16 protein-coding genes and 2 pseudogenes are annotated in these 12,721 nt (G+C 45.3%); 14 read left to right on the plus strand and 4 right to left on the minus strand.

Annotation, left to right across the window (positions count from 1 at the left end):
• Positions 1–22: 22 nt before the first annotated feature.
• On the plus strand, positions 23–625 hold the full coding sequence (locus JCM11216_RS02325; protein ID WP_054853183.1) for a nucleotidyltransferase: 603 nt from the start codon (positions 23–25) through the stop codon (positions 623–625).
• A 1-nt stretch (position 626) separates the two neighbouring features.
• Here JCM11216_RS02325 and JCM11216_RS02330 read toward each other — a convergent pair whose 3' ends face one another.
• On the minus strand, positions 627–1,205 hold the full coding sequence (locus JCM11216_RS02330) for a 50S ribosomal protein L6 (RefSeq protein ID WP_054853280.1): 579 nt from the start codon (positions 1,203–1,205) through the stop codon (positions 627–629).
• A 123-nt stretch (positions 1,206–1,328) separates the two neighbouring features.
• Here JCM11216_RS02330 and JCM11216_RS15390 point away from each other — a divergent pair, with 123 nt between their 5' ends.
• From JCM11216_RS15390 to JCM11216_RS02380, 12 genes are all read left to right on the plus strand, one after another.
• Positions 1,329–1,607: a hypothetical protein gene (locus JCM11216_RS15390; protein WP_243674896.1), complete on the plus strand. Its 279-nt coding sequence runs from the start codon at positions 1,329–1,331 to the stop codon at positions 1,605–1,607.
• On the plus strand, positions 1,567–2,871 hold the full coding sequence (locus JCM11216_RS02335; RefSeq protein ID WP_243674897.1) for a hypothetical protein: 1,305 nt from the start codon (positions 1,567–1,569) through the stop codon (positions 2,869–2,871). Before JCM11216_RS15390 ends, JCM11216_RS02335 begins: the two co-directional genes overlap by 41 nt.
• 6 nt (positions 2,872–2,877) lie before the next feature.
• The gene (locus JCM11216_RS15395) at positions 2,878–3,051 is read left to right on the plus strand and encodes a hypothetical protein (RefSeq protein ID WP_243674898.1); all 174 of its coding nucleotides are present in this window, start codon (positions 2,878–2,880) and stop codon (positions 3,049–3,051) included.
• A gap of 63 nt (positions 3,052–3,114) precedes the next feature.
• Positions 3,115–3,351 (plus strand): hypothetical protein, encoded by a 237-nt coding sequence (locus tag JCM11216_RS02340; RefSeq protein WP_054853184.1) that lies wholly within the window; start codon positions 3,115–3,117, stop codon positions 3,349–3,351.
• A 143-nt stretch (positions 3,352–3,494) separates the two neighbouring features.
• Positions 3,495–5,102 carry a hypothetical protein gene (locus JCM11216_RS02345; protein WP_054853185.1) on the plus strand — a complete coding sequence of 536 codons (1,608 nt, stop codon included), beginning with the start codon at positions 3,495–3,497 and terminating at the stop codon, positions 5,100–5,102.
• A complete protein-coding gene (locus tag JCM11216_RS02350) occupies positions 5,099–6,937 on the plus strand; it encodes a hypothetical protein (RefSeq protein WP_243674899.1) in 1,839 nt (612 codons plus the stop codon). Before JCM11216_RS02345 ends, JCM11216_RS02350 begins: the two co-directional genes overlap by 4 nt.
• On the plus strand, positions 6,937–7,686 hold the full coding sequence (locus JCM11216_RS02355) for a hypothetical protein (RefSeq protein ID WP_054853187.1): 750 nt from the start codon (positions 6,937–6,939) through the stop codon (positions 7,684–7,686). Before JCM11216_RS02350 ends, JCM11216_RS02355 begins: the two co-directional genes overlap by 1 nt.
• A 4-nt stretch (positions 7,687–7,690) precedes the next feature.
• Positions 7,691–8,539, plus strand: a complete 849-nt coding sequence (locus JCM11216_RS02360) for a hypothetical protein (protein ID WP_054853188.1) — start codon at positions 7,691–7,693, stop codon at positions 8,537–8,539.
• Between the two features lie 43 nt (positions 8,540–8,582).
• Positions 8,583–9,095: a hypothetical protein gene (locus tag JCM11216_RS02365; protein WP_243674900.1), complete on the plus strand. Its 513-nt coding sequence runs from the start codon at positions 8,583–8,585 to the stop codon at positions 9,093–9,095.
• A gap of 18 nt (positions 9,096–9,113) precedes the next feature.
• The gene (locus tag JCM11216_RS02370) at positions 9,114–9,374 is read left to right on the plus strand and encodes a nucleotidyltransferase domain-containing protein (RefSeq protein ID WP_054853189.1); all 261 of its coding nucleotides are present in this window, start codon (positions 9,114–9,116) and stop codon (positions 9,372–9,374) included.
• Entirely contained in the window at positions 9,334–9,525 is a 192-nt protein-coding gene (locus JCM11216_RS02375; protein ID WP_054853190.1) for a hypothetical protein, read from the plus strand. The genes JCM11216_RS02370 and JCM11216_RS02375 overlap by 41 nt, the downstream gene beginning before the upstream one ends.
• Complete coding sequence (locus JCM11216_RS02380; protein WP_054853191.1) at positions 9,513–9,926, plus strand: DUF86 domain-containing protein; 414 nt, start codon at positions 9,513–9,515, stop codon at positions 9,924–9,926. Before JCM11216_RS02375 ends, JCM11216_RS02380 begins: the two co-directional genes overlap by 13 nt.
• Here JCM11216_RS02380 and JCM11216_RS02385 read toward each other — a convergent pair.
• Positions 9,923–11,397 (minus strand): annotated as a pseudogene (locus JCM11216_RS02385) (ATP-binding protein). The gene JCM11216_RS02380 and the pseudogene JCM11216_RS02385 overlap by 4 nt on opposite strands.
• Before the next feature lie 119 nt (positions 11,398–11,516).
• Between JCM11216_RS02385 and JCM11216_RS02390 the strand changes: the two are divergent.
• Positions 11,517–12,095: an orotidine 5'-phosphate decarboxylase / HUMPS family protein gene (locus tag JCM11216_RS02390; RefSeq protein ID WP_243674901.1), complete on the plus strand. Its 579-nt coding sequence runs from the start codon at positions 11,517–11,519 to the stop codon at positions 12,093–12,095.
• Between the two features lie 207 nt (positions 12,096–12,302).
• On the opposite strand, the pseudogene JCM11216_RS15400 reads toward JCM11216_RS02390, so the two are convergent.
• Positions 12,303–12,353, minus strand: a pseudogene (locus JCM11216_RS15400) (hypothetical protein); the annotation flags it as partial.
• A 20-nt stretch (positions 12,354–12,373) separates the two neighbouring features.
• A complete protein-coding gene (locus JCM11216_RS15405) occupies positions 12,374–12,703 on the minus strand; it encodes a winged helix-turn-helix transcriptional regulator (protein WP_243665420.1) in 330 nt (109 codons plus the stop codon).
• Between the last annotated feature and the right edge of the window lie 18 nt (positions 12,704–12,721).

A 12,721-nucleotide genomic window follows, 5' to 3' on the forward strand; every position in this document is an offset into this window, starting at 1 on the left:
AATGGTATTTTAAAGCCTACGCATGGGTAGTAATCAATCAAAGGAAACAGTGGATCTAATAAGGAAGGCATTGGTAAAGGTCGGTTCCGAATTGGGCAGGAGGGGTGTTGACTTTGTCCTAATTGGCAGTGCGGTGCTACCCCTGCTTTATGGAATTGACTGGAACGTACACGACATAGACGTATTCATCACGAACAAATCAACAATAACAGAGCCCGAAATATTTGAGGAAATTGCCAGGGAGAATGATTGGGACGTGGGCATGGACATGAACGGCATGATGTACTACGAAATACTCGTTAACGCCCAAATAATTAGGGTTGACCTCATGGAGAACATCCTCGACATTTACATACCCGAGGAAATGATAAGAAATGCAGTTAAGGTGAAGGTCAACGGACTCGAAATAAGGAGCATAAGGCTTGAGGACCTACTGGTCCTAAAGGCCAGGGAGGCTAGTGAGGAAGGTGATGAATTCCTATCAAGGATTGCCGAAATACTCGCGGATCCAGAGAGTAAGGTAAGCATTGACAGGGAATACCTGAAAAGAGCCATTAATTACTACGCAGATGATAAGGACTCAATAGAGAGGAGACTCGAGAAATCCGGCATATACCTTGAATAAATCACTTCATGTGCTCAACAGCATAAACGTAAATACCGTCAAGGACGCCAGGACCACCCTCACGACCATGCGGGCTAATCCTTTCCTCACCCCCCCTCAAAGTAGTTGCCAACTCAACGGAAGCGGCAAACTGGCTAACGACCTCCTTATCAACGCCCTCTACGACAATGTCATCCTTAGTTGTGGAAACCTTAACGCCCTTGGGTATGTTGAGGATTATCTTCGACCTCCTACCCATGAAATTCTCAATGACCAATTGATTACCCTGAACCTTGGCATTCATTGGGAAGTGGGAAAACACGATCTTAAGCTTGTACCTCCAGCCCCTCGTAACACCGAGGATCATGTTCCTAATGTGCCCAGCCACAGTACCAACAACAGCCTTCTCACTCCTACCAGCGAAGTAGGACTCAACGATTATGGAGCCGTCAGAAGACCTTATAATGACGGGTATATTACCGAAGTCCCTCTCCAAAGTACCCAATGGCCCCCCCTTAACAACGACCTTACTGCCACTAACATCAACCTTAACACCCTCCGGAACCTCCACCTCCTCAAACACATACGGCTGCCTAGCCATGGCGAAAACCATGGCGCAAACCCCCCCTATTAAAGCGTTTTTGCCCCCCCACAAAGCCCATAACCACTTTGGGAGTTTACGATCAGCTAGATTTAAAAACAGACCATTCAATTTATTAATATAATGATCAATTCTAAAATAACGACCAAGGGCCAAACAAGCGCGATTGAAATAGCAATAATAATACCGGCAATAATAATCGCAATAATCGTATTCATAGCCCTAATACCAAACTACTCCTACTCAGCGGGCTCGGAAGTAAACACCTTCCAACTAAACGCCATGGCCCAATCACTACTCCAATACATAGTCACTAACCCCCCCGGAAACCCAACAAACTGGGGGCTTAAACGCAAGCCAATTGGCCGCCTTCGGATTAGCCGAGCCAAACCAGCCATATAGCCTAGACCCATTCAAGGTACTAGCCCTAACCTACTGGGACTACCAAAACGGAATAAACCCACTACCACCACCATCAGGAACAACCGCAATATGCCAAGTACCAAACGTAAGTAAAAGCCAGAGCTTCTTTGGCTACTTAAACAGACTTAATATTACAAGCCTATACATAACGGATTACTTCATACTAATACCAACAACCCTAGCAGGGGGGGCATCCCTCAACTACGCAAGTGTAAAGGAAATGCTGGGCCTAGGTAACAACTACGACTTCAAATTAACAATATACCCCGTGTTCAACGTCACGGTAACAAACAACACGTCCGCGAATACCGTAACCGTGCAAGTGACCAGGTTCAACACAAACCCACAACAACCAGTACCCAACGCAACCGTGCAAATAACATACACAATAATGTACTACAACGCCACATCGTCAGGTGGCGGTAATTCTCAATTCCAATTCGCAATATGCGCAGGTACATCACCTCCAGAGACCACTAACAATAATGGAATAGCAGTCTTCAACATGGCAACCCTAAGCTGCACAAACACGGCAGGAAACCTAACCGTGAACCACCCATACATAAGCAACGCATCAAGCATATACATAGACGCATACGCAAGCATAAGCGGGATTGGGGACCACGGCTACCTAGTGTGGCCGACTAACATAACAATACCACTACTAATGGTGATGATACTACCCAACAGCACAAACACCAACTCAATACTCTTCATAGACCCAAGCGCCCTCAACACAACCTGCCTAGAAATAATCTACAACAGCACTGGGAAAAAATCGCTTGGACTAAGGGTAATGGCAATATACAAGTCAGTCTACGGTTATGTATTCCAAGAAACCAACTTCACACTAAGCCCAGCAAACGGTAATAGCCAGCAATCACGCCCAGTACCCTGCACGAAAACCTACCAAGGTAAAGGCAACAGCAACCCAAATAGTGGTCAGAAGAGCTCTGTATGCTATTGGAACGTGCCTAGCTCGCCGATGTTCCTCATAGTCACCGTCTACAGAAACTCCCAGGGACAGGCAGGCAATATACCTAAATCGCAAATCCTCGTAATACCCTACGGAATATCACCACAATTTTACCTAAGCAATAGAGTCATAGTCTTCGGAAAAACAATAAAGAACGCGCCAGTCGGCACGGCAACATCCCTAGTCTACATTGGGGGGGACTCAGCCTACTACGCAACCCTATACCTATACTACGGAGGAAACGTCTTCGGACCAATGGGGGGGTGATTGGTCATGGCTAATATAGGCAATAGGGGGGGTCAGGGATTACTAATTATTGCAATACTCCTCGTCCTCCTCATACTTGTTATAGCCCTCATCTACAGGGAATTCACAATGACCCCCAGCATACATATACCAAAGGAGCGTGTACTACGCCCTCAAGTACGACCCTCAGGTAATAGTTGAACAATTAATACAGGTAATGAACACCGTGGTTACTGCTACGCCATAAACTATAGCCAATTCCTAATGAATGAGGGAATTACCCTGTACCTACACGCACTAACCTCCATGCCAGTATCCTACTCACTCTCTAACGTAATTGAATCACAACTAAAACTAATGATAAACAGCATATACACACCAACAGGACTAATAGTACCAGAAAACGACCTAAAAACAAACATAACAGCCATAACCGGGTTCTACGGAGCACTCAGCATACCCGGCATTAAGTACGTGTACTCAGGAGCAATGAGTCGCTAATACTGGCGAGTGCCCAACAAACCTACGACCTACCAAGCCTAGGAATACAACACCTAACACTAAACTATGCCATAAACCTAACAGCATCAATAGCACCTAACAGTATCTGCAACATAAGCCCAAACACGATGACCTACAACACAATGTTAAAGTGCATATTCAACTTCAAAACAAACACCTACACATGCACAGGACCCGGAATATACTCCACCGGGCAAGCCAACTCACTATGGGCACCCTATTACGGGGGGGCATACCCAAGCCAGGAATGTTGGCAAAAGGGTGTTGGTTGGGTAGTCTCCTCAAGCATGTGCTCCACTTACTACGCCTTCTCAGGCACATACCCACTGGTGTTTGCATACCCAGTCGACGAGCTCATGGGGGGGCAGAACGGCTTCGCGATCTCCGCGACCTTCAACGTAACCCAATCACCAAACAACTACCTAGTGGGCATAAACTTCCTAACACCAACACCACCAACCAGCGGTACAGGTAATAAAGGCTACACCATCTGTATTACGCCATCAACCTCACAATCCAACAATAATAAATGCACAGTCAGCTATACATCAAGTTCAACAATAATAAATGTGACAGTCATAGTAACGCCAAAAGAACCAATCAACCTGTTCGGTGGAAGCACCAACGGAACAGCCTTAATCTATGTCAATGGTCAACCTCAAAAACCAATAACTATTTATTTACCTAACTTCCACTTAATACCAAACACAGTATTTGGCAATAATGCATATATGCTAAGTGGCTATGACACTACTAACGGAGTATACGTGGGCTCCTGGGTAGCACTTATACTTAAAAACGCCGCGGTAATAAACGCCTCGGTAAAGTACTTTAACAGTTACAACCTGTCCACAAACATACCAATAGAGGTATCCATAAACAACAACCCGGCACTAGGCACAATACTCAGTGGACTCGCCGTAACACCCACATTGGGAGCAAAAAGCTTCAGCATTAACTACACCGTATGCAACATAACAAGCAATGCAATAGTATTTAACGTACAAATGCCCTGGCCACCCACTGGCTACCCAACAACCCAGTACCTCATACTCGTTAATTACAGCAATATAGTACTTGCACTAAACCCCTGGGCTCATCCTCAAAACTCATCGATTCCACAGGGTTATTCAGCTACCTCATTAGTGCCATACATGACTTATGTACTTAATGAATCGAGTAATGAATTGATTGTTAATACCTATTTCGTAAACCTTGGTATACCCACACTACTATCAATATATGGATCAAGCACAGGCTTATACATAACAAACATAACTAACGTATATGAAACCTACGCAGTAATGGGTCCAGTAATACCAATACTACCAATAAACATACTCAAGGTCAATAACGTATTCCCAATGCACGTCATGTCCATATTCACATTCAACGAGACCCTGTATAACTTAGCCACAGGGTACACGGTAATAAGCCAGGTAGTGCCACCAGCGCAGACCCAAATAACTGGGTATGGTAGCACGGCTAATTACCCAAGCGGGCTCTATAGCTGGGTCACAGAGTACATGCGTTTCCCCCCCAACCAAACACTACCCTACACGTATTTTAACTATACAATACTGAATTGCTATGGAACAACGCAAAGCAGCAATACATACTATAATTATAATCTTTATTACATATATGCAAACGGGCAGCTTCAATACGTCGGCTATACACAAAGTCAGTATTATTACCCTAAAGGTTTGCCACCGTGCCAGTGGTGGTGACGATGCAATCCGCTAGTTATGTTCGTGGGCAGGTGAGGATTATTGAGGCCATTGCGGCGACAATAATAGTACTCATACTAGCCGCGCTGCTCCCCCCCATGATCTTCAACTCACCGACGACGACCCTGAGGAGCCAGGTGCAGACGAATACCGAGTGGTACGCATACGACGTATTACTGACGGCCATCGGTAATCCGCAGTTCACGTACTATGTACAGCACGGTAACTGGAGTGCCGTTCAATCGCTGCTCAACACAATTGTTGGTCCTCAGTATGATTGGTACATTGCCGTGGTTCCGTATAGAGACATTGTGGTCTTAACGTCTATTGTGAATCGTGGAAATTACGTACTGGTACCGCTGAGTATAATACCAAGTGTTTACTACGTGCCTCCGCTGGGCATGCCAATATTTATGACTAGTACGAGTGCGTCAATGCTCTCACTAAACATATACACAATAAACTCCCTACTCGGTGGTAGTTATTCAATAAACACTAGCGTGCCATTATCAAATGTAGCCTTCATACAATGCAAAAACCCACTTAATACTAACATAACACAATGCATTGAGAGCAATAACGTTAGGATGCTCAATTGGTGGCTTGAGTACTTCGATCCACGTACTGGCGTTGCCGTGGTTTGGCTCAATGCCACTGGTAATGTCTACATGCTCGTGTCTAATGGTAGCACACCCTACAATGTATTGAGTAATTCCTCTTGCCAGTACCCGTATTGCTACCCAATCGGTGGCGTCAGTAACATCATGTACTCCTCATTCAATGCCCCCCCATATAATAATGAACCACAATTCATTAACTACTACACGCAGCAATCACTATCTCAATGCTATTCAATTAGTAATGGCATGTACAGCGGCAGCAATTACCTAGTTAAGATAAAAACGAGTGGTGGAACTGCGTCAGGGCAAAGCCTAAATGCTCCGACGACGGCCAGCTGCACCTTACCAGTGAGCATTAGTAGTAACGTAGGTGGAATTAACGCTTACCTAATTGGTCAATTAATGACGCCAATACCGGGTACGAACTTCACGCTAGGTTTTAAAAATATTAAAGCTGAATTATGGATATGTTTTGTTAATGATACGTGTAAAAGTTATACAGGTTCATTGGCGGGTGCAACATTTCCAATAAATATTGGTAACATATATGTTAATGAGACCTATAAAAGTACCTATGAAAACCTCACTTTGAGTGTTATCGGTAGTAATGTTATCTATAAGGTATCATCTAAATTATACAATGGTTATCATTATGGTTATTATTACCTATATTTACTTACGTTATCTCTATCATTTAATCCAGCGATGTGCGGTTTGAATGTAAGTGCGTCTATTTATAACCTGGTTACTATGGATAGTAATTCAACGCCGTATGGATCACCATACTTCTACAACTTGACAAAGTATAACGGACTCAACTGTACTCAATTGACATTGAATTTAACGTCAATGGCATTGTCAAACCCAAGCATAACCAGTATAAGCTTGGTCATTGTGCCCGGCAACTTACTAATACAGCAAAATACGCCGCAAAATCCGAACAATTGTTACGGTGTTTGCTACGTCTATAATGCCACGACCATAGTCTATGATCTATGGGTAACACAAACACCAACTACGTCTTACTACATGCCAATCACGACTTCCTATAACTTCGAATTACTTAATAGGTACAACGTAGTTCCTCAGCAGTATAGGGAAAGGTTTTTCCTAAGCGGCTTTGCACCTACGGCCTCTGCCTACGCCATCATTCAGTTGCCCAATGGCACTTATTACCTGGTTTACCTGGGCTTAATGAGTGTGGCTGGTGGGTGATGGGTATGGCGAGGGGCTTGAGTGAGACTATCAGCATGGTCATTATGATGGGTGTGGTGATTGCCCTGGGTCTCATATTCTACATAATCGTTGGGATCAACTTTGGTAAGGCATCTGCAAGTGTGTCGGTCTCGCAGGTCGAGACCTTATTCGACAACATAGCCACTGACCTGGACAGTGCCTTGTCTAGCCCAATACCATCTAATGTGCTTAGTTACCCGGTCTTTATGACCAATTACGGGACCTACAACGTTGTGTCATCCTTCTGTAATTTAACGATTAATGGAACAACCGTGTATAGTAGTGGCGGTGTAATTTTCGGCATACCGCCAAGCTATGGTTCAATGCCCAGCGGGTACATTAACGTGCTCCTGGGAAATAGGAGTTTAATAGCAGTTAATGAGTCGAGTAATTTATTTAATGTGGTGTTTTATGGAGCATCCACAATCTCCGGCGTGGCTTATGGCGAGTTCATTGCATTGTATCCCAGGGTTGCCGTGTTTACCATGGGTGGTGGTCAATACGAGTTGTTGGTGCCTGTTTTGGTTGGTCGTTTTAGGTCCAGTCTTAGTAATCTGCTTGTGTTTAATGTGACGTACCCAATCTCAATTAATTACAATTATAATAGCCCTGGGACGTACGTCATTAACTACACATGCGGCGTCAGGAATGAAATATTGACTGGCGGTGTTGTGCTTAGTGGAAAAATTGAAATACTCCCAGTGTACATATATGTGTATTATGGGTGATTGAATGAGGATTACGCTCAAGTCTACCCATACCTACTGGAGGCGCGGGCAAAGCGATGTGTTGAGTATTGTCATTTTGATTGCCGTGATAATGGTGGTGAGTGCCATATTCATTGTTTTCTCCATGGTGCAGTTCGGCAATGAAGTCTCTCAGTCATCCATTGAGTACGTTGCGTCATTCCTTACGAATGTCGCGGATGACATTGATACATTCATGTTCGTGCCAGGTGCAGTACTCACATACCAACTACCGAATACCAACTACGGAACATACAACTTTATGGGCTCATTATGTAACATAACTATTAGTACGGCTTCGAATAATATCATCAATGAAGTAACCGGGGGGGGATTAGTATACGGTGTTCCACCAACCTATTTCTCATTACCACCTGGGTTTAGTAATGTGTGGAGGGGTTCCACATTTAATGGCGTACTCACATCATCACTGAGTGACTTCTCGTTAATTGTTAGTTACCAAACGCGCGTCTTAATGGGTACCTCAATGGCCGTTCTACAATTTGGTTATGGTAACTTCAATGGCGTTAATTATGGCACTTACTTAGTCATGGTCCCTAGGGTTATGGCTATAAACGGCACTGGTCCCGCTGGGATTGGGTATGTTTACATACCCGTGCTTGACCTGATTAGCAATCAGGGTAGGGGGGGCAGGTTGATCATTAGCATTCAGAACATTAGTTCCCAGTCAATAGTTCTTAGAAATGGTGGTATATTGAAGGTTAGTGAGGTTTGTTACTTCGGTAATGGCGTTAAACCAATAAGCTCAAGTGCCGTTGTGTTGGGTAATACCGTGTACGTAACCATAGTTCAGATAGGTGTTGGCTTCGGGTGATGGGTATGGACACTCTGGCCTTCATAATAATGACCGTGGCCTCATGGTCCTGGTCATAGCCTTCACCTGGTACATGAACTACTACATATCCATGAACCTGCTCAACACGGCCAATTACATAACCTCGCTAGTAACGTCGGCGTTGAAGCATGAGATGGAAACCGCCGTATCGATAGCCTCCTTCAACGATGTTACGGGCGCCTTCAACTTCACTTTCATGTTGCCCACATCGTCATTCTCAACCCAGGGACTCGCCATAAACTACAACATAACGCTATATCCAAGGAATGAGAGCATCATAATCGAACTTATGGCTAACATAACCGTGACAGCAAGCCTAGGTCCAATAACGAGAACCATGAGGACCACCACCCTACTCTACTCATCAACACAGCCATACACAATCATAGCATACAATTGCGAGGAAGGGCATCAGGTAACTCTAGCCAACCCATCATGGAAATATCAGGGATTACCAAGCCAACTCCAATCATGTACCTGGAATAGCACCACTATTCAGAAGGGCAATGCAATAATAAGTATAAGTAAGGGCTGATTCATTTAGGAATTAAATATGAGCGTTGGTGATTTGAGGTTATTTCCGTGGAGCGATTACGGTGTAGTCTTCGCAGTGCTATTTGGTTCTAGGGCGTGGGGGGGTAGGGTTATTAAGGGTGATTGGGATGTCGCCGTTTGGTTAACCAATGTTGATAGGGACCTCGACCTTCAGTATGCATTGGCTAGGTTTCTCCATGTGCGCGATGAGGACGTAGACCTAGTGGTTCTCAATAATTATGAGTACCTACTGCTCATTAATAATAGACGCTCTGGGTAGAGGCAGGGTAATCTACTACAGGGACCTTGATGAGTACCTCGACATCAAGTTGAGGGTTTTAGCGCCCTGCTTCGACTTTATGATTGATGCCGAGAAACTCGACCTGCTGAGGACTCAGATAAATGCGGTGACCAAGAAATGGGCGCAATAGAGCGCCTATTGAAGCTCCTTCTTCATTACACATCCTTACTGGATAACTTAAGCGTTAATGACTTGGAGGACGTGTATAAGTACCTCTCGGCCGTGTACCTGCTACAGGTTCAAGCCCAGTCCCTCATTGATATGGCTGTTAAGGCTGCATCTGCTATGGGCTTTGAGGTTGAGGGCTACATAGACGCCGGTAATAAGTTGGTGGGTGCTGGGTTGCTTAGTAATGAGGAGTTTAGTAGGTATAGGTCTGTCGTTAGGTTTAGGAATATCGTGGTTCATCAATACGGCATAATTGACACCAACGTGATCCGGAGAATAATAGGTAATAGGGAGTATAGGGAGGTTGCCAGGCTCGGTATCAAGATCGTGGAGGAATTACGTAAGCGAGGAATTGATTGTTAGGCATCCCTAACCCTAATCAGTATCGGCTTTCTAAGCGGATTCATTAGGCCAGCCACGAAGAACTCCCTAGTACCCAACTGGGCCAGGGTTGCCTCACTCACGTCGGCTAGGTCCATGTACGCGGCTATCTCCCTGAGGTCACCCTGGGCGCTCAACCTACTGAAGAACACAGTGCCGAGGTTAGCCCTAATGCTGGCTCTAACATCCCTAGCGATCCTCTGGCTAGCAACGATAAGCGATAAGCCCCCCCACTTACGGCCCTCCCTAGCCGTAGTCTCAATAACATCGCCACATATCGTCCACTCATTCTCAGGCACGTAGTTCTGGGCCTCATCGATAACGAAGACCAGGTCAAGCGGTGCCTTACTGGCCTTGACCAGCCTCCAGGCAGCATCTATGACGTCAGCAACGATCGCCTGCTTAACCACTAGTTCAGGGTCAAGGCTTAGGTCAATGACTACTGGGCTTGACTTCAATGCCTTGTTTACGATATCCATCGGCGATAAAATCCTCCTATTAAGCTCATCGAAGAACTCATTCTCTATGAAGTAATCAATGAAGAGCCTAGCCTTCTCAACAGTCGAATCCCTGGCACCCAACCCCCTCATACTATCCACGAGGTGCTTCGTGAATAACGCCTTATCCCACTTAACCACTTGATTTGCTTGAGTGCTTGGCTGCGGATCAATTAGTTGAGCCGATTGTTGTTTCTTCATTTTCTTGTCACCGCTCACGTAAGTGATCACTGCGACCTCCAGGTACTCACCGAAGGTCTGCCAATTAAGCCTGGCCTTCTCAGCGATTACGGAGGCTATTGTTGGTGGTGAGATGGCAATCTCCTTAGAGGTTATTACCCTATCCCTGAAATGCGGTGCGTAATCCACACCGCTGTGGTCGAAAACAATCACGTGCTTCCCAACCCTAATTAACTCCTCAACTAGTGCCTTAACAAGCCTAGATTTACCCACGCCAGTGGCTCCAAAGACGCCAACGTGCTGATTAACGAAGCCGGCATCTAGGCTAATGGGCCAATCACTGTACTTATGACTACCAACGTAAATTGGCATGTTAGACCTCACGTAATCATTAAGGAACCTGCCATCCTTAATAACAAAGACCTTAGAACCTGGCGTTGGTACATGCCTAACCTCAAGAACAGACTTTGTGCTTGGCTTCAACGCCGCATAAAGCCTAACGGCAGCTGAGGTGAAGGGCATGAGTATTGTTTGATCAAGAACCTCAGGCCTATCTACGAAGGGCGACCTAACCCTATCCCTAATGAGGGGCTCGAGCTTCGTAACATTCCTAACAACACCAAGTAGTAATTCATCCTCGAGGGATGGATCATGAATAATGACTAACTGCTCCTCCAGGGCCAGGTTCTCAGCCTTCTTATAGACTGAATCGGCACTAAACCAACTGATGCTCCACTCGTTGTAATACCAACCTCGATGCAGCACTTATCAAGCATTCAATGATTAATCTCAGGAGGACTTATAAATAACTAATGAGGAGATTCCCAAGTACTACGTATTATCACGGCTCACTGCATCATAAACTATTTAAAATTACCAGGTCTAACCGCACCTAGTGATACTGAAGTCCACAGGCATAATCCTAGCCCTCGATGCGGAGTGGGACATAGAGAGGACAAGGTCATTCCTAGAGGGTATTATTGATTTAATCGATGCAGTGAAGATTGGTTGGTATCAATTACTAAACATGGGCCCACAGGGAATTAGGGAGTTAACAATAGGCATGAATAAGTACTTCCTTCTTGATATCAAGCTCGGCGATGTGGCGCATATAAATACGTACGTTATTAGGAAGGTGCATGACTTGGGGATAAACGGTGTAATAATGCACGCAATAACAGGTAGGGACAACCTCGCATCAACCATGGATGTGGCCCATAAGCTTAGTGTTGATGTGTACCTACTCGTGTCCATGAGCTCCGGCGGTGAATTATATGAAAGGAATCTTGAGTATAACGTGACCCTTGGTATGGACCTCGGCGTTAGTGGTTTCATAGTGCCGGCCACAAAACCAGGCATAATTAGGCGGGTTAGGTCCATGGTGGGTGATGGCTATCAATTATTGTCGCCGGGTGTCGGTGTTCAAGGCGGTAAACCGGGCTGTGCAATTGCTAATGGGCTGATTTCGAGATAATCGGCAGGTCCATAATTAATAGCAATTCACCGAGGGAAACGACACTCAACATCCTGAATATTATCAGGAAACCAATCGATTGCGATTTTCCTAATCGGGAATAACCTTGTCAATCGGCAACAACCTATCCCTCCAATCAGACACAAGCTCCAGCACAAGCATAGTCTCCGTCTGCGCAATGTCGGGGGGGTGCGTCGGCAAGTAATTGATTAGGAAGTAACTGAGTTGCCTGAGGTCCTTAGCCCAAACCTTAAGCAGAAGGTCATAGTGGCCAGTTATTACGTAGGCTCCTCGATCCAGGGAAGCCTAGGATCCTCATCACTATCCCTCAAGATCTTCTCCACGAGAAGTACCTGGGCCGACTTACCACCGCTCGGTGCGCTCCTCCTTACACTAATTAATACAAAGGCCAGTAGTGAGAAGCCAACCTTTAACGGGTCTATCACGGCCCTGTAGGACGCTATTACCTTGTCTCCCTCAAGCCTGGCAAGCCTAGTGGCTACGGTGGTCCTCGGCCTATTCAGAATCTCTGCCAACTTACTCAATTGTAATCGTCCATCTTTCTGGATCTCCTTTAGTATTTCCTTATCCAACTTATCCATTATCATTGTTGCAAGTCCAGAAAG

This window comes from Vulcanisaeta distributa JCM 11216, assembly GCF_001315985.1.
Taxonomy (GTDB): Archaea; Thermoproteota; Thermoprotei; order Thermoproteales; family Thermocladiaceae; genus Vulcanisaeta; species Vulcanisaeta distributa_E.

What these genes read in the sequence shown, in the direction of transcription:
- JCM11216_RS02325 (WP_054853183.1), top strand. Translation starts at nt 23, where the DNA reads ATGGGTAGTAATCAATCAAAGGAAACAGTGGATCTAATAAGGAAGGCA.
- JCM11216_RS02330 (WP_054853280.1), bottom strand. Translation starts at nt 1,205, where the DNA reads ATGGCTAGGCAGCCGTATGTGTTTGAGGAGGTGGAGGTTCCGGAGGGT.
- JCM11216_RS15390 (WP_243674896.1), top strand. Translation starts at nt 1,329, where the DNA reads ATGATCAATTCTAAAATAACGACCAAGGGCCAAACAAGCGCGATTGAA.
- JCM11216_RS15395 (WP_243674898.1), top strand. Translation starts at nt 2,878, where the DNA reads ATGGCTAATATAGGCAATAGGGGGGGTCAGGGATTACTAATTATTGCA.
- JCM11216_RS02340 (WP_054853184.1), top strand. Translation starts at nt 3,115, where the DNA reads ATGAATGAGGGAATTACCCTGTACCTACACGCACTAACCTCCATGCCA.
- JCM11216_RS02345 (WP_054853185.1), top strand. Translation starts at nt 3,495, where the DNA reads ATGTTAAAGTGCATATTCAACTTCAAAACAAACACCTACACATGCACA.
- JCM11216_RS02355 (WP_054853187.1), top strand. Translation starts at nt 6,937, where the DNA reads ATGGGTATGGCGAGGGGCTTGAGTGAGACTATCAGCATGGTCATTATG.
- JCM11216_RS02360 (WP_054853188.1), top strand. Translation starts at nt 7,691, where the DNA reads ATGAGGATTACGCTCAAGTCTACCCATACCTACTGGAGGCGCGGGCAA.
- JCM11216_RS02365 (WP_243674900.1), top strand. Translation starts at nt 8,583, where the DNA reads ATGGTCCTGGTCATAGCCTTCACCTGGTACATGAACTACTACATATCC.
- JCM11216_RS02370 (WP_054853189.1), top strand. Translation starts at nt 9,114, where the DNA reads ATGAGCGTTGGTGATTTGAGGTTATTTCCGTGGAGCGATTACGGTGTA.
- JCM11216_RS02375 (WP_054853190.1), top strand. Translation starts at nt 9,334, where the DNA reads ATGAGTACCTACTGCTCATTAATAATAGACGCTCTGGGTAGAGGCAGG.
- JCM11216_RS02380 (WP_054853191.1), top strand. Translation starts at nt 9,513, where the DNA reads ATGGGCGCAATAGAGCGCCTATTGAAGCTCCTTCTTCATTACACATCC.
- JCM11216_RS15405 (WP_243665420.1), bottom strand. Translation starts at nt 12,703, where the DNA reads ATGATAATGGATAAGTTGGATAAGGAAATACTAAAGGAGATCCAGAAA.